This is a genomic window from Bacillus cereus group sp. BfR-BA-01380 (assembly GCF_022663535.1).
Taxonomy (GTDB): domain Bacteria; phylum Bacillota; class Bacilli; order Bacillales; family Bacillaceae_G; genus Bacillus_A; species Bacillus_A cereus_BB.
Genome location: NZ_JAKUFS010000024.1, coordinates 1 through 22553, shown reverse-complemented (window position 1 = coordinate 22553; position 22553 = coordinate 1). Strand labels below are relative to the sequence as shown.

Sequence of the window (22553 nt, the reverse complement as noted above, 5' to 3'; positions counted from 1 at the left end):
TGTATTGTTCTCCTTTTTTACTTTAGTTAGTATGTTTCCAAATATAATGGATAAAATCGGTTTGATCTACGTTTTCATCAATTGAGATACGTGAAAAATTGCTCTTCTCCAATACTTTTTGAGAAGCAATATTATCAGTTGTTGTTTTTGCATGAATTTCCGTAACGTGATAGTTTGCAGTTTCAGCTAAAAGGAGTGTTACACCTTTAGTGGCAATACCTCTTCCGGCATATTTTTCTCCTATTCTATATCCAAGATACCCCAATTCTTTATCTTTCTCAATGTCTACTAAATTAATTCTACCAACAATTGTTCCTTCATCATTTCTTATGAGATGAAAATATGAAATACGTTCAAATTGTTCTTGTAATAATTCATAAAATACCTTTTGAAACGTTTCAAATGTATAGTAATCCTCACCGCGGCTTGGCACCGTCTTTTCGAAGAAGGCCCTGTTACTACATTCAAAAGCAAACAATTCCTCTGCATCTTGTTCCTTTAATTGCTCTATATAGAGTTCCATGCGCTAACCATCCCTTTTCAAAGTTATTCAATTATATACATTTTGCTATTTAGTCATGAAATCCTGCTAGAGAAAGTCTATTTCCTTCGACTTGTAAATATAGAAAACAATACTTTTGGATGAAAAAGGTGTAAGGGACTACGCATGAGATTCATAACTCGAGCTAATCGAATATAAATTTCTGAATTGTTTGCGGAAAGTTGATATATTTTTTTCGTATACCACTGTTGAAATAGCTGCATAAAAGTTTTACTTCCTCTAATCTTAGGATGACGTAGTGATTCTGTAGTAGTCATTTCCCACGGCGTTGCAATAATCTTGGCTATTCGCTTATAGAATTTTCTAGTAAATCCTTTTTCTAGCGCACTACCTTGCTGAAGGCATCGCTGTAATTCGGCTGCTTCCATCGCTGCGACAGAAATTCCTTGTCCAAACACAGGGTCAAAACGGCAATGAGCATCTCCAATTACTAAGAAGCCTTCTGGCATATTTTTCGTTAAATCGAAACGCCGCCGCACTTGGCAAGGAATCTTATGTATTTTTATATCTGTAATTGTTTCTGCTTGTGTTAGAAAACCAAGTACATCTGGAATAGGTAACTTATGAGCAAAGATAAGAAAATCTTTATCTGTTTGTGGTGCAAGCTCATTGGCGTAACCACTAAAAGTTACAAAATAACGATTGTCTTCAATGCTTTGAATAAATGCACCATAAGGATTTTCAGGAAAACTAGGGGAAACAAGTAAATTACACCAGTTATGCCGTTTTTTTTGTTTTAAACAAACTAATTTAGTTGCATAAAATAATTCAATCCATACTTTTTCTTCTTTCACCTCTATACCATGTGTTTGTAACCAATCTATACTTTTAGAACCAAATCCGCTTGCATCAACGACTATATCTGCATGAACTTCCTCTTCGTTTCCTGTTTTCAAACATTGTATTTTTACTCCGACAATTTTGTTCTGCTGCTGATCTATTAGCAACTGCTTCACCTTTGTTTCATATTTCGTGCTAATATTAGAAACTTGATTGATCCGCCTTTGCAAATGCCACTCGAGCATCGGACGACTCTGTTGAATCATTTTCAATTCTCCAACAAAAGGTTGCTTCCATGAGCCAAAATGATGCCACCTTATATCACCCGTAAAGTTATATACAATACTTCCATCTTCAATTAATTGCTCCGTAATACGAGGAAATAATTTCTCAATTGCTTCTTCTCCGCCTTTTAACAAAACATGAGGATGATAACTTTGCGGAATCTTCTTTCTAGGTGTCTTTTCTGTCCATTCTTCTCCCATTTCTAAAATGATTACTTGCTGAAAAGAATGAGATAAAGCTTTTGCAGCAAGTTTTCCAGCAATGCTTCCTCCAATTACAATTGCAATCTCCAATACATTACCCCCTGAATTTTCTACCTATTTTATTATTCACGTTAAAACTTATGACAAACTAAAAAAATCCTGTATCATAACTTTAATACAAGATTTTGATTTTCAGCGATGATTTCATCCATTTTTATCCTTCATAACAAGAACTGCATGCGTAAATAATCCACAAGCAATCCCAACAAAAATCCCAATGTTAGGCTTTTCTAATAAAGCTCCTCCAGCTAGCCCCAACATAAAAAATCCTCCATAAAATAATCCTACTGCTTGCTCATATTTTTTCATGGTCTTCCTCCCTTAAAATACACCAGTAAATTGTAAGGTAAGAATTAAAATGCCAAGGACCCATACATAATACGCAAACATTTTGAGAGAATGATGTTTTAAATATTGAATCATCCAGGATACTGCAATATATCCAAAGAACGCTGCAGATAGCGTACCAACGATAAGTGAAGTATTAGAAATTGCTTCTGCTTTCCCTTGAAAAACATCAAATGACTGTAAGATAATTGCTCCAACAATTGCAGGTGTTGATAATAAAAATGAGAAATAAGCGGCTGTTTCACGGTCTAATTTTCTCCATAAAGCAGCAACAATCGTCATCCCCGAGCGAGAAATTGCCGGAAAAATTGCAAATGCCTGAAATGAACCGATAATAAATGCGTCTTTATATGTAATATCGTCCATCTTTTTCCGTCCGCTTTTTTGTTTCTCTGCCATATATAAGAATACACCTGTCACCAAAAATTCCCATCCGATTGTAATGCCCGTTTTTGAAATCTCTTCAAAGAAATCTTTAAACAATAAACCAATTACCACTGCAGGGATTGTTCCGATAATTAATAAATACGTTAATTTCGAGAACGGATTTTTAATTAAATAAAGAAATTCTTTTTTATAATAAATAAAAACTGCTACTAACGTCCCTATATGAAGCATCGTATCTAAAAAAAGACCTGCCTCATCTAAACCAAAAAGGTGTCTCCCTAAATACAAATGACCAGTACTGCTAATTGGCAAAAATTCCGTTAACCCTTGAATAATTCCTAAAATAAAGGCCTCTAACCAATTCATGATTGTCTCCTTTCAAGTTTGCTTGTACCAGTATATGTTTGTATTTTTTTAGTTATGTGAAGTTATTCATTTTTAATAGATTCTCATATTGAATAAGTATGGCGTTTCTTGACAGCTAAATCTTGCGAAAAACTAACATTGCAAATAAATGCCAAATAAAATGACCTCAGCATAATGCTGAGGCCATTTTATTTCAGTATTGTTTATTTAAAAAATACTTTGTCTACATTATATTTCGCTTGTAGCTCATTAATAATATATGTTTCGTAAATTTCTCGTTCCATCGGATCTTCTACGATACATGCATCAATTCGATATACTTCATCTCTGTATGCTTTCACTGGTGAAACATTATCTTCAAAATGCTTTTTAATTCTTTGGCGTAATTTACGTGCTTTTCCAACAAACAGAAGCTCATCATTATTATTATAAAACATAAAAATGCCGCCTTTATCTCTTGGAATCAGGTGAAAATCAATAAATCCATTAATAGGAGTAATGATCGGTTCATCACCTTTAATTACTTGTTTGCGCTGTGTAATCGTAACGTCTGGTGTTGGTATTTCAATTTTAATCATATGTAGTCACGTCCTCTTTTGTTATAAAAGAAAATAGTATCACAATTATGTGAAAAAAACCATTATAATGTTATCCCATGTATATATAATAGACATACAAAAACACCATCCTTTCCTATGATTCTACAGAAAGAATAGCGCATTTTTCATTTTAAGGGGGATTTTCCTAATGCTATTATTCAAAAGTTTACTTTCGAAAATAAGAAAAATCCCTAATTAGTTAGGACTCTTTTTGTATACCTTTAACAGGAATACTTAATTTGATTTTACGACTAGTTATATAAACTCCCATAAGTATAAAAACTAACCCAATGATTAATCTCCAACTTATATTTTCATTTAAAAGAATATATCCCCAGAAAATAGCTGATACTGGCACTAAATATGTAGATATGGAAGCGAAGTTTGGACTCCCTTTTTGAATTAAGTAAAAGTAAAGTAAATAGGCTATACCTGATCCAAATGTACCTATTCCAATTAATGCGCCTATATGATGCCATGATATTTTAGTTAAAATTTGAATTGGTTCTTCTAAAAATAGAACTATGACACCACTACATATGCTACCGACTAATAATGTACCTAAAGAAATTTGAAACATGGATATTTCTTTAAGATAACGCTTTGTTATATGAGTTGCTAAACCATAGCAAAAAGTTGCTATCAACATTGCGACGAAATTTAATGAATTAACTGAAAAGACATTTGATAGATGTATATCTGAGAGTATTAAAATACCTATGAATCCAATACATAGACCTATAATTTGGTTACGATTGGAACGTATAGCAAATAATAAAATTCCTAAAACCATTGTCCATAATGGTTGGGTTGCATTTAAAACAATTTGCGGAAAAATGGTATAAGTACAATAAGTGTTATAGCTCCAAAAGTTGACCGTAAAAATGCTACTACCAAAGGATTGAAATCTGCAACTAAAATCTTAAAAAAATAGAAAGATCCTCCCCAAATAAGACTTAACATAATGAGTGCAAAATATAATTTACGTGACATTTTTTCCCCTCTTTACTTTTTGGTATTTATAGCTTTTTATCTGTATATTATATGGGTTTATTTTACATAAAATAGAATATAAAACCAAGAAAAAGAACCGCTATTTGTATGTTGCGGTTCTTTTTAATCATCATAGCTCTATATAACCAAAGTTTCTTTGCTTGCTTAAAGGATTTCAGGATGTACTAATCAGTAGGTATACCTTCAGGTGCGCTATACCCTTTTATAAGTATGGATCCATTAGTAGGTTCTTAAATAGTGATGAGAGTTGTTTAAAACTTGATTGAATCTCATTATCCTTGTTTGATAATTGACTTGGAAAATACGCAAGAGGGTTACCCAAAAATAATAAAAACGAGCAAAATGCACAAAATTTTCGTTCAGGGGGGATTATGAGAGCTTAACTTGATGGTAATGAGGTGCTATCCCATGCCCATCAAGCTAAGTTTGAGTTCTCTAGAAACCACTTTAATACTAAAAAAAGTGATAGAAACTGAAAGCGAAAATAAAACAAAAGGGGCTTTGCATCTGTCCTTCTACTTCTTATCCCCGAATCTGCCCATTCCCACGAATCACATATTTTGTGGAAGTCAATGCAGATAGCCCCATTGGTCCACGTGCGTGCAGCTTTTGCGTGCTGATGCCGATTTCTGCGCCGAAGCCAAATTCAAAACCGTCAGTAAAGCGGGTCGAAGCATTATGATAGAGCGCCGCGGCATCGACGGACGTGAAAAACTTGCTGACGTTTTCCTCGTTCTCTGTAATGATCGCTTCGGAATGCATGGAGCCATAAGCATTGATGTGGCGAATCGCTTCTTCAACAGAGGAAACGATTCTGACTGCCAGCGTAAGAGACAAAAACTCTGTTTCCCAGTCTTCTTCTGAAGCGGGTACAAGAGAAGAATCAATTGTCAATGCTTTCTTATCCCCGCGCAGCTCCACTCCTCTTTCCTTCAAGAAAGAAAACAGCTTGGTACCGAATCGCTGTGCCCAATTCTCATGAAGTATAATTGTTTCAATAGCATTGCATACAGACGGACGCTGTGTTTTCGCGTTTACGATAATATCGAATGCCATCTGTTTATCCGCTGTTTCATCAATGAAAATGTGACAATTTCCCGCGCCTGTTTCCAATACAGGAACAGACGCTTCTCTCACTACAGTATCTATCAACTGCTTGCCACCTCTTGGAATAAGAACATCCAAGTACTCGTTTAATGTAAACAGCTGCTTTGCGCTGTCTCGTGAATTATCTTCAATGAGCTGTACGCTTTCTGGAGGTAAGCTCGTTTGTTTGAGCGCACGATGAATGACAGCGACGATGGCTTTGTTGGAATAAGTGGCGGAAGAACTACCACGCAAGATCACTGCGTTACCTGTTTTCAAGCAAATTGTGGCCGCATCTACCGTCACATTCGGCCGTGCCTCGTAAATCATCCCAACAACACCGAGCGGCACGCGCATCTCCTGAATAGACAATCCATTCGGCCGTTCCCATGCAGCTACACATTCTCCGACAGGATCGCGCAAATCAATCAGCTGCCGGATACCCTCTGTCATATCAATAATGCGCTGTTCATTCAGCATGAGGCGGTCGAGGAGAGAGGCAGACATTCCTTTCGCTTTACCTTGTTCGATATCCCGTTTGTTCTCCTCCAAAATATAGGATGTCTCTACTATCAATTGCTCAGCGACAGCCGCCAGTGCCTTATTTTTTTCATGAGTTGATTTGGTCACAAGCTCTCCCGCAATCTTTTTCGCCTTTTGTCCCTTTACCAATACTTCATTCATTTTCGTTTCCCCCTTTTAAAGATTAAAAAGTATAAAATTTGAGACGTGTTCAAATCCGCCAACTAGACACTACCATCCAAGACTCTCCTGCATAGAGTTAGTTGAATCAATCGGACGCTTAGAGCGAGAAGAGACAAACAGCGCCTTTTAGGACGGAGGACCCTGTGTTCTTCACTTGAACGAGCCATCTCTCTATTCTTAAAATGAAACCCAATTATCCCTATGAATGACCTCGTAGCTATGCCTTTCGCCTCGCGCTTGAATGTCGTGGCTCTGCATACCTTTTAGCTCTCGCAATTCCTCTGCACTATATCTGCACTGTCCTTTCCCTATCACGCGTCCTTGCTTTGTGATAACCTCCACGACTTCGCCGGCTTGAAAGATCCCAAACACATCGGTAACACCAGCAGGCAGAAGACTTTTTCCGCGCTGAATGATGGCAGCGGCTGCTCCGGCATCCACTTCGATTTGTCCGCCGATAAGCGAATGCAGCGCGATCCATTGCTTGTTTATCTTAATCACTTTTTGAGGCGTATTGCCGATATACGTTCCATCACCTTTACCCTTCAAAACATCTAAAAACTTCTCCTGTCCACGGCCTGTTCCGATGAATACACTCACACCAAGAGATAGTGCCGTCTTTGCCGCATCGATTTTCGATTTCATGCCGCCGGTACCAAGTTTTGAGCCAGCATCTCCAGCAAGAGAGGCGATTTCTTCCGTAACGGCAGGGAGAAAGTAATACTTTTTCGCGTCCGGATTTTTCTGGGGATTCCGGTCATACAAACCGTTCACATCCGTAAAAATCATGAGCATATCCGCCGAGACAAGCCCGCTTACTAAAGCTGACAGCATGTCATTATCACCAAACGTCAGCTCCTCCAAAGAAATAGAATCGTTTTCATTGATTATCGGAAGAGCGGAGCGGTTTAGTAGCTCCGATAAAGTGGCGTAGGCATTACTGTATTGTTCTTTTCTGGAAAAATCGCTTCTTGTCAACAGAAGCTGCGCGGTAACAATCCCATATTTGCGGAATTCCTCCGTATACGCCTGCATCAACAAACTTTGCCCGACAGCGGCGGCGGCCTGCTTTCCTTTAATTGTCACGGGGCGGCCGGGATACCCGAGAGCAGAAAAACCTGCGGCGACGGCCCCAGATGTAATCAGTACGATTTCATGTCCTTCCTGCTTCAGTCGCGCCAAGGCGGCAACGTGATCTGAAAGCTGTTCGCCAGAGATGCCTCCATGATTTGCTGCTAAGGAACTGCTTCCAATTTTTACGACAATTCGTTGTTTTTTCATTTTTGTACCCCCTAGTCTAAAGTAAAAGTTTTTTGTAAATTGTGCTGCTTCTTTTTCAAATGGGGACAAACTATTCTTCTACCATGTGCAATTTGCAGCAAAGAACCCCTCACCAATGATGTCTATCTCGCAATAAAGAACCAAATAAAAAAGACCGCTCCGCCCTTAATAAAAAGGACGAAACGGTCATTGTTCCGCGGTACCACCTTCATTGATATAAATCTATATCCGCTTGTCGCCTGTAACGCAGGCATACGCCTAAACTTTCGTTTAAGACTCAGGGATAGGTTCGATAATTTCTATACGAGGAATCTTTCAGCCTGCGGATTCCACTCTCTTGCGTAAGAAGACATATGTACTAGTTCCCTTCAACGATGTTCACTTTAATTTTTATATAGTATGCGCTATAATGCATTTTTATGTCAAGAGATATTTTAGAAAATAAGGAAGGTGACAAGTTTAATTCCTGTTAATAAGTGATTTCTATATATTTTTTGTATTGCAAAAAGTAATGTTCTCTCTTAAAATGTTTTTTTATACTCATCTTGGTATAGTTTATTTCTTCTGTACGGGATATCATTGTTTTTTAGAATAATAATATCAAACAAATAAAATTTATAATAAAAGGAGCAAGAGCGAGTTATTATGAACAAACAAATAGGATTCATCGGATGCGGAAACATGGGTATCGCTATGATAGGTGGAATGATTAACAAAAATATAGTTTCTTCAGATAACATAATTTGTTCAGATATAAGTGCCATTCATTTAAAAAATGCTAGTGAAAAATATGGCATAACTACAACTACTGACAACAATGAAGTAGCTAACAATGCTGATATTTTAATTTTATCAATCAAACCAGACCTATACTCATCAGTAATTAACCAAATAAAAGAGCAGCTAAAAAACGATGTAATAGTCGTAACGATTGCTGCTGGAAAAAGTATTAAGAGTACTGAGAATGCTTTCGGCAGAAAGTTAAAAGTTGTTAGAGCAATGCCTAATACACCTGCTCTTGTTGGAGAAGGAATGTCTGCGTTATGTGCGAATGAAATGGTTACAGAAAAAGATCTAGAGGTCATACTAAATATATTTAATAGTTTTGGCCAAGCAGAGATCGTAAATGAAAAATTAATGGATGTTGTAACATCTGTAAGTGGTTCTTCTCCAGCATATGTATATATGTTTATAGAAGCCATGGCAGATGCTGCTGTACTAGATGGTATGCCAAGGGCTCAAGCATATAAATTCGCAGCTCAAGCTGTATTAGGTTCTGCAAAAATGGTACTTGAAACAGGAATACATCCAGGCACACTTAAAGATATGGTTTGTTCTCCAGGTGGAACGACAATAGAAGCTGTAGCAACATTAGAGGAAAAAGGCTTAAGAACAGCTATCATTTCAGCTATGAAACGTTGTACGCAAAAATCTGTTGAAATGTCCAGTTTAACTAATAAGTAAAAGACATATTTTATCAGTATATTGAAAGTGAAAAGGAGTCTGTCACCTGTATATAGTAGGTGATGGACTCCTTTTTCTTATAATAAGGACTTTTTCAGTGACCTCCTAGGTGTAGGTCCGTTTTTATCCCGCATTAACAAGCAGTAAGCCCCCAACTTCAAGATTGAGAGAAAAGCATCACTGATGGAAGTTTCACTTTATTTTTTAGGCTGATGGGCATGTAGCGCTACCCCTATGTATTCTCTAATTCTTTAGTTGTTCAATTGCCTCAGTTACATCATAATAACTAAGATCCAGCTCTGTTTGTTTTCCAAGGGCCAGTTTCGCAAGTTCAGAACCTAGAAAAGGTCCTGCCGTTAACCCAGAAGCACCAAGACCATTGGCAACGAGTATGCCTTCAAAGTTAGGTAATGCACCTATTACCGGAAGGAATCCTGGAGTAAACGGCCTATATCCAACTCTCGTTTCCATCATCGTGCTATTCGATAAACCTGGAGCAACTGATAATGCTTTATCAAAAACTTCATGTAATCCACCGGCTGTTACTCTGTAATCAAATCCAGTGTCATTTTCATGCGTTGCGCCTACTACTACACGGCCATCTTCAAAAGCAAGAATATATTGGTCATTTGGCGGCATAACAACTGGCCAATTGTCTGTATCCACGTCTGATACATGAAGATGAACAATTTGCGCTTTTTGGAATGTAACTAAGAAGTTAACACCAAGTGGTTGCAATAACTCATTTGCCCATGCACCAGCGGTTACAATTACTTGATCAGCTGTTAACGTTTCACCATTTACTTCAATACCAATAACTCGATTGTCTTCATGTACTAATGATGCATTCCCTTTCATACATACAGCGCCATGCTTTTTTGCAGCATTTACAAGAGCCTGACGAAGTGCTCTACCGTTCACACGTGCGGCACCGCTTATATGTATAGCACTATACTCTTCTGATAATGGCGGAAAAAGCTCTTTTGTTTCAGCTGGCGATAAACGTGTAATTTCACCAATTTCCGGGACATCCTCGCGTCGTTTATACGCTCGCTCCTCCATCTGATCTAATTTTTTCTCTTCTGTATGAAGACTAATCGCTCCTACACGTTTATAACCAGTATCTTTTTCACCATCTGCTTCTAATTGTTCAATTAAAGAAGCATAGTAACGAGCTCCGCCTTTCGCCATTTGATACCAAGCTTTGTTCCGGCGCTGTGATAGCCAAGGACAGACAATTCCTGCTGCAGCATCCGTTGCTTGCCCTAAATCTTGACGATCAACCAATGTAACACGAGCTCCTTCTTTTGCAAGATGATAGGCAGTAGATGCTCCGAGAATCCCAGCCCCAACTACAATATACGTTTTCATTAATAACACCTTTTCCTTTTTCATTCTTTTATACGTTCCAGAAATTTGATCTATAAATGATCAAACACACTTTTACCTTTAAGATAAATTTCTTTATTCAGTATACTGGAAGGGTTTTTTTTTTCAACTATAACGCTGCTTTTATTACACAATAATCTGGCGCTATAGCAAATTAAATACTTATATTTTTTGAAGTTAGTTCAAAGTTCACTTTATTCGCTGAACGCACATTAAAGAGAAAGAATAACATTCCTCCTGCAATAGGCATGACATAAGAAGGAAGGACATTTAATAGAGCTCCTGATGAAATCATCGCCATAGGAAGCATGATTTTCGCGATACTAATGCCAATACTTAGCACTCTACCTCTATATTCATCTGGAATCTCTATCTGCATAAAATAAGCAAGAGGGATATCAATTAGCGCTATGAATACCCCAAACAAGAACATGACAACAATGAAATAACAGGTAAAAGCGATGGAGTTCAGTTGTAAGCTTTTCAGCATAACTGGAACTCCTAATAAAATCATAAAAATCGATAAAGCAATGCTTATATATTTTAAAAGAATGGAATAGGAAATTCTTTCTATGATTTTCTTTACCAATAAAGCTCCTAAAATCATCCCCACTGGAAAGGCCCCTTGGATCATACCAAACTCTTTTGACTCTAACTTTAGAACTGTATTAATCATATACGGTAATGGTACAGTCACAGCAAAACCGAGAAAGAAATTAATTAATATTAAGATCATAAACATGCTTTTAATACTCTTTCTTTCAAAAATATAGTTAAATCCATCCTTCATATCTCTTATCAAATGAATTTTCCTATCTGAATGATTTTCATTTGTTTGGTGATTGAAAAGCTTGAAATGAATAAACATCATCGATAATCCGGAAAGGATAAAAGAAATTCCATTTACGATAATAAAAGTTCTCATATCAAAGATTGCGAAGACAATTCCGCCTAACATTGGGCCCATAATCTTAGAGATAGAATCGATGATTTGACTAATAGAATTAATATTCATCAACATTTTTTCCGATACGATGTTTGGCTTTGCTGCTTCTAAACCTATTCCAAAGAAAGTAGTAAATACCGTCAATAGGAACGTAGTGGCATAAATGATAAGTAAATTCAATTCATATTTCATACATAATATATAAACAGAAACTAACAACGTTCCGCTAAGAAGATCCATGATAACAACTAACATCTTTTTATTCACCTTATCTACAATCACTCCGGCAAACGGATTGATGATAACCATTGGGATAATACCTAATATGAGCGTAATCGCAAAACTTAACGCTGAGCCTGTCTGTTTTAAAACGTATAATGCTAACGTAAAATCATAAATAGCTGTACCAAATATCGATACAGTTTTTCCTGTAGAATAGAGAAATAGGTTTTTCATTTCTTTTTTGTTCTTTTCATTACTTACACTCATTTGTAGTGCTTCCATTAATCCTCCACCTCACTTAACTTTTTATACAATAAGGTTAAGCTGCCGGGTGAACCCAATATCAATAGGTGCAATCCATAAATTTTTAATGGAAAATGAAAAAAAGGTAGGGTTAACCCTATCTTTTTCCAAAAAATGAATATGAATAAATTTCTTCCCCCTGCACAAAGAAATTTTCGTATTTTCCACCTCGATCAATATATTTAAAAGTCCTTTCCTCAAGAGGGATATACTCTAAACTGTTGATGTTTTCCTTAATTTTTCTAGCTATAAAGTTGTCTCTAAATCTAGCTTCGATTTTGCTTTTTTTACTAAAATTTTTAAAAGCAATAAATGATCCCAATATGTAACAATTAGGCTTAAATAGGAAATCCACTTCACGAAGCAAAAATTCCTCATGTTCAAAGCTGTAATTACTAGTACCCGAATAATCAATTACGATATCGACAGTGGAATCCTGTATTGGTATATGTAAAAAATCAGCGCAAATAAAGAGAATGTTTCTTTTGAAATCAGTTCTCTCTAATACACCTTTTAAAAATCGATGCCGCTCTAAGTTACGATCAACAGCAATATACAAGCAATTTTCCGGTAAATCCCGAAAAATATTTCGCAGAAAAAAACCAACTCCGGATCCTAACTCAAGTAATACTTTATTATTTAAGTCTAATTGACCGAGTTTCCTCTTTGACCATCCTCCAACTTTTTGGATATTTTCCAAATAAGCAGGATCAGTTTCATGTATATATTCAAGAACAAATTCTTCAAGATGGGGGCCAGTAGTTGCTTGACATGAATTACCAACCTTTAAAATACCTGATTCAACAAGATATTCTTCACCACAATCGCAAATTAACTTTCCTTCCATAATTTGATTTCTATGAATGATCCCATCTTGAAGAATAAGTTTTTCGCTACACCTTAAACATTTCAGCATACCGAGTACTTTTAAATCAATTCCCATCATTAAGCTTGAACTTCTAGATTTCGCTAATATTTCATCTAATTTCGTCTTTAAGTTGTCCTTTACTTCTACTAAATTATTTATTTCCTGCTCAACCTGCTTATATTTATCCATAAATAAAGATTGGTAGTACGAATCATGTTCATAATCCGTAAGTTCCCCAAAATTTTTATATAGAAAAAATTGTTTAATCTCGTGTAAACGAAAGCCCATCCCTTTAAATTCTAAAATAGTCTCTAAATCATTTTGACAGCGCTCATCAAAAAAATAATGTCCTCCCTTCTTTTCAGGCACAATCAACCCTAATTCCATATAATGCCTAATTGTATCAACACTTAATTTATTGACTTCTCCAAATTTACCAATCTTCACTATATCACTACCCGTACATATTTTTTATTCATCAGTTCTGCTTTTCTTACACCAAAACCACTTTTATATCTACTATACTTTCTCTATAAAACTAGGAGGTTTCCGAAATTTTGTTGCTTGCTCAAAAGCATAACCAATCTTAATTAAAGTTCCCTCACTAAATGTCGCTCCAGCAAAAGTAATACCAAATGAACGCCCGTTTTCCATATATCCTGCTGGTAAAGCAATTGATGGATAACCTGCTTTTGCAGAAAGAGTAGACCCTACATAAGCCGGAAATAAAATGGCATCTAGGTTATATGTTTGAAGTGCAAAATCTATTCCTTCATTTTGTGAATAATAAAGATCTTCTAATTTCGCCATTATGTATTCCGAATTACTTAATGTATTTGGTAGAGATTTTCTATATTCAAGCATGTTTTGTCCGTACTTTAATGCTTTATCACCAAGTTTATTATTAAATTCTATTAATTCGTGATCATTATGAACGGGAGCATGTGATGGTAGTTGATACAGATAATTTCCTAAACTATGTTTTATCTCATAAATTGGCACTTCATAACTCCATTTTCTATAAAAAGAAGGGATTTCAATATTCTCTATGACTTCTGCTCCCTCTTTTTTTAGAATGTGAATTACATTAGAGAATAAATGTTCATCGAATTCACCTGGTAGAAAATTTTCTTCAGAAGCTTGCCGAAACACACCAATGCGCGCTCCCTTTAACCCACTCTTATCTAAAAATGCCGTATAATCTTGTACAGCATCTTCTTCACAGCGATAAGTTGCTGGGTCTAGTTCATCTTTGCCGCTCAGTACACTCAATAAAAGCGCAGCATCTTCTACAGTTCGAGCAATGGGCCCTGCAGTATCTTGTGAATACGTAAACGGAATGATGCCGGATCTACTAATGAGTCCAACAGTCGGTTTAATACCAACTACAGAATTTTGTATTGCTGGACTTAAAATAGAAGCATCAGTCTCTGTACCAACTGATAGTACTGTAAAGTTTGCAGCGACTGCCGTAGCGGAACCAGAACTGGATCCACCTACAAAAAATTCTCCAGGACTATAAGGATTAAGAGTTTGGCCTCCTCTTGCACTATATCCAGCCCACATTTTTAGCGACATACCATTAGCTAATTCTGTCATATTCGTTTTCCCTAAAATAATAGCTCCTGCGTCTCGAAGCTTTTTCACTAGAAACGCATCTTTTTGACTCACATGATTTTCTAAAGCAAGCATACCAGCGCTTGTATGCATTTTATCTCCTGTTTCTATATTATCTTTCAATAAAACTGGAATCCCATGAAGAGGCCCTCGTTTTCCTTTTTTCTTACGCTCATGATCCAATGATTCGGCAAGAAAAATAGCATCCGGATTCAGTTCAAGAATAGCGTTTATATTAGGACCGGCTTTATCATACTTTGCGATTCGATACAAATAATACATAATAAGTTCTTTTGCTGTTAATTTACCCGTTTCCATCGCTTCTTGAATCTTTGCAATTGTTAACTCTTCCTCATCTATATTAGGTAATTGAAATTCCATTTAGCAAACCCCTTTTTACGAAAATTATAACAATTCACCCCACCTATAATCTAGCAAAATTCCCTTGTATGTACTTATCTTTTTATCCTTACCTCTGTACAAATATTTATTTTATAGTTATATTATGGTTATTGAGTTGTAACGAAAACATAAACATCGCTCTACTTTATATCCGTAAACTGTTTGAAAATCCATTTGTCATAATGAATTTTATTCGGAAGGAGGTTTGCAGTTTATACGTGAGGATATAAAAACCAGTTTTTCTTTAATTAAAATCACTGGTAAATATATAGGAGGCGACATGATGTTTCGTACAATTTCAAACTTTATGAGAGTAGCTGAGATCAGAAGCAAAATCCTTTTTACTTTAGCGATGTTAATCGTTTTTCGGATTGGCACATTCATTCCAGTTCCTCATACTAATGCTGAGGTATTAAAAATACAAGATCAAACAAATATTTTAGGAATGCTTAATGTATTTGGCGGAGGTGCCTTAAAAAACTTTTCCATTTTTGCAGTAGGCATCACACCGTATATTACAGCTTCCATCATCGTACAGTTATTACAGATGGATGTCGTTCCTAAATTTGCAGAGTGGGCAAAGCAAGGTGAAATGGGCCGTAAAAAATCAGCTCAATTTACCCGCTACTTTACAATTGTTCTTGCATTCATTCAGTCGATAGGAATGTCTATTGGCTTTAACAATATGGCAGGTGGACAATTAATAACGGATCCAGGTTGGAAAACCTACTTATTAATTGCTACCGTATTAACTGCTGGTACTGCATTTTTAATGTGGCTAGGCGAACAAATTACTGCAAATGGAGTCGGCAACGGAATTTCAATTATTATTTTTGCAGGACTTGTGGCAGGAATTCCAAGTATTATGAATCAAATATACTTACAACAAATTCATAATGCTGGAGATCAACTCTTCATGCATATTATAAAAATTGCGTTAATTATTTTAGTCGTTTTAGCTATCATCGTTGGTGTCATTTACATACAACAAGCAAATCGGAAAATTCCTATTCAATATGCAAAAGCTTCTAATGGGAACAATCCGTATCAAGGAGCAAAAAATACACACTTACCTCTTAAGGTAAATAGTGCAGGTGTCATTCCAGTTATCTTTGCTTCCGCATTTTTAATGACGCCGCGAACAATCGCGCAGCTGTTCCCAGACTCTGCAGTGTCCAAATGGATCAATACAAATTTTGATTATGGACACCCAATTGGAATGTGTTTATACCTTGGACTCATTATTGCATTTACATATTTTTATGCCTTCGTTCAAGTAAACCCTGAACAAATGGCCGAAAACTTGAAGAAACAAAACGGGTATGTTCCAGGCATTCGACCGGGGAAAATGACAGAGAATTACGTAACAAAAATCTTATATCGTTTAACTTTTATCGGAGCAATCTTTTTAGGGGCAATCTCTATTTTGCCGATTCTATTCACAAAAATTTCTAATTTACCAGCTTCCGCCCAAATTGGTGGGACAAGTTTACTCATCATTGTCGGTGTCGCGTTAGAAACAATGAAAACATTAGAAAGCCAACTTGTGAAACGTCACTATAAAGGATTTATAAAGAAAGTAAATTAACATTTTATACAAACCCCTCTTATATATCGTAAAAACAGCGATATATAAGAGGGGTTTCTTTTGTAATAACTCTTACATTTCTTTTTCAAATCGTTCCCTGTGTCGATTTAAAATGTATCACCCTTTTACTTCTAGATATCATACAATTAGCGCTTCATGGGGTTCAGCGAGATACGTGTAAAACCAGGACACAGTAATACATCATTTACCAATGGGGGCTTTTCAAAGATCTCTAAAAACAGATTCATAACTTAAAAGTTTTGAATCTGTTTTTGAAGTGTTGTAATATCAGTTGTCACTTTAGGAGTTATTTTGCACCCATTTTAAGCGCTATTTTGCACTATAAATAAATATATAAAAAGCCCAATTTCTCATTAAAATTAAGAAATTGGACTTTTATCATTACTCCGGAATAGCGCCCTATTCCGGAATTACTCAGGTCGTTGAGACGTGTTCACACCTTATTACACTAGCACTCTTTTAATTGAAGGATTTTTTTACAAAAATATATAAAACCCCAAGCCGAGTAATCATGAAGTTTGAGGCATGAATAGGTAAAGTCCATAATCTTGCATCATGGAGGTGTGTCCCATTTGTCGCAACATGGTAGCTATATTGCCACGATGATAAGATCCGTGAGTGACAACATGTAGCACCAATTCTGAAACAGAAGTTTCAAGTAACCCAACATAGGGGTTATCAACCACTATTGCCTTTTCCATATCTACTTGGCTGTTCAGAAGTTCTTTGTAACGTTTAGATAAGTCTAAAAAGATCTTTTTCATTTCTTCGATACTTTTTGTTTCTGCCTGTTCTCTTAATTGATCTTCATACGCCAATGCTTCATTCATGCTTTTACCTGAAATAATGTCAAACCATGTATAATCTGAGGCATAAATGTGAGACAGAACCTTTGATACCGAAGAAAAACCAGTTTGAATTTCCTTATGATAAATGTCTTGCGGAAGTTCCTTTAAACGATCAATTATAACTCCATTTGCCCATACGTGGTAATTGTACATTTTTAATGCGGGATGCGTCATTCTAAATTTCCTCCCTTTTTCCACTATTCTTTCGCATTGATTCATTAATATCTAAATGATAAATAACCTAAAAATTCTGCAAGGGGTATTTATATATTTATTCTGTTTTAATTATAAAAACCCTTCTATACCTTAACTGCCGTGGGCTCAATAAGCCTTATTTCATTAAATGGCCCGATTGCTGAATAAACTAAAAAAAGTATTTAGTCCATTAACAGTATCTCCATTTTATGGAATACCCTATTTGTTACAAAACTCGTCCTTTTCTGAACACGCTTCTTTTTGATTTAAAAGAGGCGTTTTTTATTGTCTTATATGTAATAAAACTCCGTTCATTATTCTATGTTCAATAACCAATGTGTTTATATCTTATGTTACAATGGGGATAGAGTAAAAATTAGAAAGAGTGATAATTGATGTTAATTGGATATGCACGTGTATCTACAGGATTACAAAATTTAGATTTACAAACAGATGCACTAACTCAATATGGTTGTAAGAAGATTTTCCACGATAAAATGAGTGGAACAAAAAAACAACGTCCTGGTTTAGAGGAAGCAATTCATTATGCACGTGAAGGCGATACAATTGTAGTTTGGCGATTGGATCGCCTAGGACGCAACATGCAAGATTTGATCCAAATTGTGAATAACTTAAATAAACGTGGTATTGGTTTTCATAGTCTTCAAGAAAACCTAACAATGGACAAAAGTAATGCAACAGGACAATTGATGTTTCACTTATTCGCAGCTTTTGCTGAATTTGAACGTAATTTAATAGAAGAAAGATCGGCTGCCGGTCGAGCGGCAGCTAGAGCAAGAGGAAGGCTCGGTGGCAGACCAGAAAAGTTTGGATTGAAAGACATAGAAATGATGAAATCCCTAATTGAAAGTGGTACACCTATCAAAGATGTCGCAGAAAAATGGGGTGTATCTCGCACTACAATTTATCGCTATTTAGAAAGACAATAAATCGGAAAGGTGGGTATTAATGCAAAATGAACATCCTCCATTAACGGCTTATTCAGAAGAACAACGTCGAGAAGCAATGGTAAAGTATAAAATCATTGCGCCTTATCTTACCGATGAGAAAACATTAACTGTTATTATAGAAGAAACCGGTATTGCCAAAAGAACGCTGCAATACTGGATTCAGGACTATAAACAAAATGGATTAAAAGGTTTAATTCGAAAAACAAGAAGTGATGCCGGCAAAACACATTTAGAGCCGGAAGTTGTCGTGTCGATCGAACAATTGATATTGAAGTACAAAAGGAATTCATTAACGTCTATTCATCGGATGATTTGTGAGCAATGTCAGAAAAAAGGCTGGGAAAAACCAAGTTATTATCAAGTGTATAAGGTATCACAGTCTCTTTCGCCAAGTTTGAAGAAGTTAGCGCATGATGGTCAAAAAGCATACAACAATCAATATGATTTAATTCATCGAAGAGAGGCAAGCTACCCCAATGAAATTTGGCAAGCAGACCATACCCCATTAGACATTATAGTTTTAAATGAAAAAGGAAAACCAGAAAGACCTTGGCTAACAATCATTTTAGATGATTATAGCCGAGCAGTCGCTGGATATTTCTTAACTTTTGAAAATCCCTCTGCTATACATACATCTTTGGTCTTACACCAAGCAATATGGAAAAAAAGTAATCCCGATTGGCAAATATGTGGTATTCCTGAAATATTTTATACAGACCATGGGAGTGACTTTACATCCAACCATTTAGAGCAAGTAGCAGTTGATTTAAAAATTAATCTAGCTTTTTCTACAATTGGTGTTCCAAGAGGGCGTGGGAAAATAGAGAGATTCTTTTTAACCATTAATCAATTGTTTCTGCAAGATTTACCCGGTTATTTGGGAAATCAGACTAGCACTTCACTTCTTACCATTAAAGAATTAGATGAAAAATTATCAAATTTCATTATAAGTAACTATCACCATAGGGTTCACAGTACAACAAAGAAAGAACCGATACAGGTGTGGAATAATTCTGGATTTCTTCCAAATATGCCTGAGAGTTTAGAAAGTCTTGATTTATTATTGCTACATGTAGCGAAACCAAGGAAGGTTCATTCTGACGGGATTCACTTCCAAGGATTTAGATATATAGACACAAATCTAGCTGCATACGTTGGAGAAACAGTCATTATTCGTTATGATCCAAGAGACATTGCGGAGATTCGAGTGTTTTATCAAGATAAATACTTATGTACGGCTATTTCCCCTGAAATCTCCGATTATACAGTAGATTTAAAAGAGATTGTTTCAGCACGAAATAAAATACGGAGAAGTCTAAAAAAGCAACTCGATTCTGGAAAAACTATTGTAGAAGAAATTGCCTTGTCAAAGAAAAAGGATCTAGAGGACAAAACAAATGAACCTACCAAAAAGTCAAAGTTAAAAAGGTATTTCAATGAATAAAGGTCAAAAATTTATTGAAACAAAAGAATATAAGCGATTTGCCGAGTTTTGTGATGCATGTATCAAATATAAATATATAGGCATTTGTTATGGATTACCAGGTGTAGGAAAAACATTGTCCTCAAGGTATTATGCAAATTGGGATTCCATTGAAAAACAAATAGCTTATAAAACAGCAAATGAAATTGGCCAAGATGCAGATGAAAAGATACTTGAAGCCAGGACAATTTTTTATACAGCTCCAGCTGTACGAGCCACTAAAATGACTGACGAGATTCATACTATTGGAATTAGAATGAACATGGTAAGAACTATGTATAAAGTACTTACTAAAGGAGAAGAAGAAAAATACTCCACTGACGCTTATGAGGATATCGACTTGATTATTGTTGATGAAATAGATCGCCTAAAAGTACAAAATTTAGAACAACTTAGGGATATCTACGATCGAAATGATATAGCGATGATATTAATTGGAATGCCTGGCATTGAAAAGCGATTAGCTCGATACCCTCAACTCTACTCTAGAATTGGATTTGCCCATGAATTTGATAAACTTAGTAAAGATGAAACCCATCATATTTTGGAATATAAATGTGGAGAGTTAGGACTTTCTATAAAGCTTGAGGACTTTTCCGATTATGAGGCAATAACTAGCATAATAAAGATTACTGGAGGGAATTTTAGGCTCATACAGAGATTGTTCACTCAAATTGAAAGAATACTCGAAATTAATAAGATTGAAACAATAACAACAGAAGTTGTTGAAGCCGCACGAGATAGTTTAGTAATCGGAATCAGGTAAATAAAAAACGCTATCGTTTTATATGATGATAGCGTTTTAATATTTACTTATAATGCAAAATATTACTTAAAACAAGCGCAAAATAACTCCAAAAGTGACAATCAGTATACAGATAGGTGTCATAACTTAAAGTCTAAAGTTATCCGAAAAAAGGAGCAATTATTTCTTAATTATTGGTTTTATAACATAAAAGTCCCTCTCATTATATAAAAAGTCAAAATAATTACTTCCTAATTATTTTTTTGGTTTGGCTTAATATGGTGTTATAATAGCTTGTTCTACCATATATTTTAGTTAATTTGTAAGCGTAAAATAACTCCAAAATCAACTTTTATTGTATATTTTGGAGTTACTTGATGTTTACTTATTAACATTATGCAGCTCATTTTATTATATTTTTGTAGTTAGCATGAACAATAAAACCTTATCCATTTTGAATTTCAAAGCAAAAGTACCCGAAAGCTACATCTTTATCTTTCAATTCCATTCTAGATTTAGATATTTCCATTAATCTAGGAAGCAATTCATCTAAAAATTCAACGTATACTTCTAGTGATTTTTTATAGGTTTCAGTATCTTTATTTTTACATAACGGAAATAGTATCTTACCCAGTCTAACTTCTTGATAATCCATATCAGCATACTCTTTATCAAAGCATAATCCGATATGTTCTTTTACCAACCTATCATCGACATGCTCCCTACACTCCATATAAAACATATATTCATCAAATTCTATTTGTTGATTTAATTTTGCATTGATATAAAATGGAGTAATTCTGATATATTCAGTAGTAGCTTTTGATTGAATTATTTTCTGAATTAAGTTTTTCAAATCTGAAGTTGTTGGATATATTCTATATTCTCCATTGTGATAAACAGTATTATCATAAATAATTTCATTTATGTGACTCTTCTCCTCCGGATACACCGCTTCCGATCTTGCCGCGATGTCCTTTTTTGCACGCCTTTATATATAAGTAATAGCGCATTTCACCGTGCTTATTTGTGTCCATATCCCACTCTACCTTACCTTCAAATGGAAATTGTACCATTAAAAATGAAAAGTAAACAAAAAAAGACCAATGCACCCTTTTATTAAAAGTCAAGCAAATGATTAAATTTATTTGTAAGTGGAGGTTTTTATATAATGTCACACATTATATAGTGAAAAAAGAAGCATAGGAAAGCAGAAGTGGAAACTGCTATTTCTATCCTTCTTTGTACTACAAATGATTCCATTTACTACAACAACATTTTTAGACCTTATTGAACTAACACATGCGTTAGTTCAATAAGCATTTTTTCACAATCTTTACAGAAATACTGCCCTTTAGTTCAATGAGAAAAAACTGCCTTAATTGCAGCCCTTGCCTCTCCTTTTGTGCATGGTGGGTAGTACTTCCATTTTACCAATGGATGGTTTCTTTTTGTTTTTCTTGACATAAAAAGGGGCAAAATCCCTCAGCCAATTTTCCATGGCTTTTGGGACGGCCCCTCTAATCCTTTAACTGATAGAAAACTTGTTCAATTTTGCCTCAGTACCAAGCATGACAGTGTTAAGCTCATTCCCTCGGCTATCTTGTCCCCTTCTGAAATAGAGACTGCGTAAAAAATTCTTGCTGTTCACACGAGCAATCACCTGACTGCGACTTCTCGGCAAATTGCAGCATTGCGCTAAGTCGCTAATCCAATCAGCGATTTCTTGATGTGGAAGTAACTCTTTGTCAATCATCGTATCCACGATGTTGACCAACCGCTCATCATCCTCATCGCTAAAAATGTGTCTACCAT

21 protein-coding genes and 1 other annotated feature are annotated in these 22553 nt (G+C 35.6%); of the genes, 5 read left to right on the top strand and 16 right to left on the bottom strand.

From position 1 onward, the window contains the following. Positions 1 to 22 precede the first annotated feature (22 nt). The 9 genes from MR076_RS19520 to proB all read right to left on the bottom strand — a co-directional run bounded on the left by MR076_RS19520 (position 23) and on the right by proB (position 7676). Entirely contained in the window at positions 23 to 523 is a 501-nt protein-coding gene (locus MR076_RS19520) for a GNAT family N-acetyltransferase (protein ID WP_242223335.1), read from the bottom strand. 77 nt (positions 524 to 600) lie between these two features. Beyond that, positions 601 to 1920: an NAD(P)/FAD-dependent oxidoreductase gene (locus tag MR076_RS19515; protein WP_242223333.1), complete on the bottom strand. Its 1320-nt coding sequence runs from the start codon at positions 1918 to 1920 to the stop codon at positions 601 to 603. 114 nt (positions 1921 to 2034) lie between these two features. Next, on the bottom strand, positions 2035 to 2199 hold the full coding sequence (locus MR076_RS19510) for a hypothetical protein (RefSeq protein WP_242223332.1): 165 nt from the start codon (positions 2197 to 2199) through the stop codon (positions 2035 to 2037). Positions 2200 to 2211: 12 nt separating this feature from the next. Next, the gene (locus MR076_RS19505) at positions 2212 to 2991 is read right to left on the bottom strand and encodes an undecaprenyl-diphosphate phosphatase (RefSeq protein WP_242223330.1); all 780 of its coding nucleotides are present in this window, start codon (positions 2989 to 2991) and stop codon (positions 2212 to 2214) included. Positions 2992 to 3194: 203 nt separating this feature from the next. Beyond that, complete coding sequence (locus MR076_RS19500) at positions 3195 to 3569, bottom strand: nucleotide excision repair endonuclease (RefSeq protein WP_242223328.1); 375 nt, start codon at positions 3567 to 3569, stop codon at positions 3195 to 3197. A gap of 220 nt (positions 3570 to 3789) precedes the next feature. Beyond that, positions 3790 to 4383 (bottom strand): DMT family transporter, encoded by a 594-nt coding sequence (locus MR076_RS19495; protein WP_242223326.1) that lies wholly within the window; start codon positions 4381 to 4383, stop codon positions 3790 to 3792. Between the two features lie 23 nt (positions 4384 to 4406). Further along, positions 4407 to 4583, bottom strand: a complete 177-nt coding sequence (locus tag MR076_RS19490; protein WP_242223324.1) for an EamA family transporter — start codon at positions 4581 to 4583, stop codon at positions 4407 to 4409. Between the two features lie 543 nt (positions 4584 to 5126). After that, positions 5127 to 6374, bottom strand: a complete 1248-nt coding sequence (locus MR076_RS19485) for a glutamate-5-semialdehyde dehydrogenase (RefSeq protein ID WP_242223322.1) — start codon at positions 6372 to 6374, stop codon at positions 5127 to 5129. Positions 6375 to 6572: 198 nt separating this feature from the next. Next, entirely contained in the window at positions 6573 to 7676 is a 1104-nt protein-coding gene (proB, locus tag MR076_RS19480) for a glutamate 5-kinase (protein WP_242223320.1), read from the bottom strand. A gap of 170 nt (positions 7677 to 7846) precedes the next feature. Next, positions 7847 to 8057 (bottom strand) — a binding site (T-box leader). 264 nt (positions 8058 to 8321) lie between these two features. Here proB and proC point away from each other — a divergent pair. After that, on the top strand, positions 8322 to 9140 hold the full coding sequence (gene proC, locus MR076_RS19475) for a pyrroline-5-carboxylate reductase (protein ID WP_242223318.1): 819 nt from the start codon (positions 8322 to 8324) through the stop codon (positions 9138 to 9140). A 243-nt stretch (positions 9141 to 9383) separates the two neighbouring features. On the opposite strand, the gene MR076_RS19470 is transcribed toward proC, so the two are convergent. The 4 genes from MR076_RS19470 to MR076_RS19455 form a co-directional block, all read right to left on the bottom strand. Then, positions 9384 to 10511 carry an NAD(P)/FAD-dependent oxidoreductase gene (locus MR076_RS19470; protein ID WP_242223316.1) on the bottom strand — a complete coding sequence of 376 codons (1128 nt, stop codon included), beginning with the start codon at positions 10509 to 10511 and terminating at the stop codon, positions 9384 to 9386. Positions 10512 to 10683: 172 nt separating this feature from the next. Further along, entirely contained in the window at positions 10684 to 11979 is a 1296-nt protein-coding gene (locus tag MR076_RS19465) for an MFS transporter (RefSeq protein ID WP_242223315.1), read from the bottom strand. 118 nt (positions 11980 to 12097) lie between these two features. Further along, positions 12098 to 13315, bottom strand: coding sequence for a MerR family transcriptional regulator (locus tag MR076_RS19460; RefSeq protein ID WP_242223313.1), 1218 nt, complete (start codon positions 13313 to 13315; stop codon positions 12098 to 12100). A gap of 72 nt (positions 13316 to 13387) precedes the next feature. Further along, entirely contained in the window at positions 13388 to 14866 is a 1479-nt protein-coding gene (locus MR076_RS19455) for an amidase family protein (protein ID WP_242223312.1), read from the bottom strand. 304 nt (positions 14867 to 15170) lie between these two features. Here MR076_RS19455 and secY point away from each other — a divergent pair, with 304 nt between their 5' ends. Continuing rightward, positions 15171 to 16475: a preprotein translocase subunit SecY gene (gene secY, locus MR076_RS19450; protein WP_242223310.1), complete on the top strand. Its 1305-nt coding sequence runs from the start codon at positions 15171 to 15173 to the stop codon at positions 16473 to 16475. A 530-nt stretch (positions 16476 to 17005) separates the two neighbouring features. Here the strand turns inward: secY and MR076_RS19445 are convergent. Then, complete coding sequence (locus MR076_RS19445; RefSeq protein ID WP_242223309.1) at positions 17006 to 17518, bottom strand: DinB family protein; 513 nt, start codon at positions 17516 to 17518, stop codon at positions 17006 to 17008. Between the two features lie 416 nt (positions 17519 to 17934). Between MR076_RS19445 and MR076_RS19440 the strand changes: the two genes are divergently transcribed. From MR076_RS19440 to MR076_RS19430, 3 genes are read left to right on the top strand one after another with little or no spacing between them, the layout of a single operon-like run. Next, the gene (locus MR076_RS19440; RefSeq protein ID WP_000904909.1) at positions 17935 to 18489 is read left to right on the top strand and encodes a recombinase family protein; all 555 of its coding nucleotides are present in this window, start codon (positions 17935 to 17937) and stop codon (positions 18487 to 18489) included. A 19-nt stretch (positions 18490 to 18508) separates the two neighbouring features. Next, the gene (locus MR076_RS19435; protein WP_242223307.1) at positions 18509 to 19954 is read left to right on the top strand and encodes a Mu transposase C-terminal domain-containing protein; all 1446 of its coding nucleotides are present in this window, start codon (positions 18509 to 18511) and stop codon (positions 19952 to 19954) included. After that, a complete protein-coding gene (locus tag MR076_RS19430) occupies positions 19947 to 20759 on the top strand; it encodes an AAA family ATPase (RefSeq protein ID WP_242223306.1) in 813 nt (270 codons plus the stop codon). The genes MR076_RS19435 and MR076_RS19430 overlap by 8 nt, the downstream gene beginning before the upstream one ends. A 424-nt stretch (positions 20760 to 21183) precedes the next feature. Here MR076_RS19430 and MR076_RS19425 read toward each other — a convergent pair whose 3' ends face one another. Both MR076_RS19425 and MR076_RS19420 read right to left on the bottom strand, forming a co-directional pair. Beyond that, complete coding sequence (locus MR076_RS19425) at positions 21184 to 21690, bottom strand: hypothetical protein (protein WP_242223304.1); 507 nt, start codon at positions 21688 to 21690, stop codon at positions 21184 to 21186. Between the two features lie 576 nt (positions 21691 to 22266). Then, positions 22267 to 22553 (bottom strand): DUF2785 domain-containing protein (locus tag MR076_RS19420; protein ID WP_242223302.1); only part of this gene is annotated, 287 nt, incomplete at its 5' end.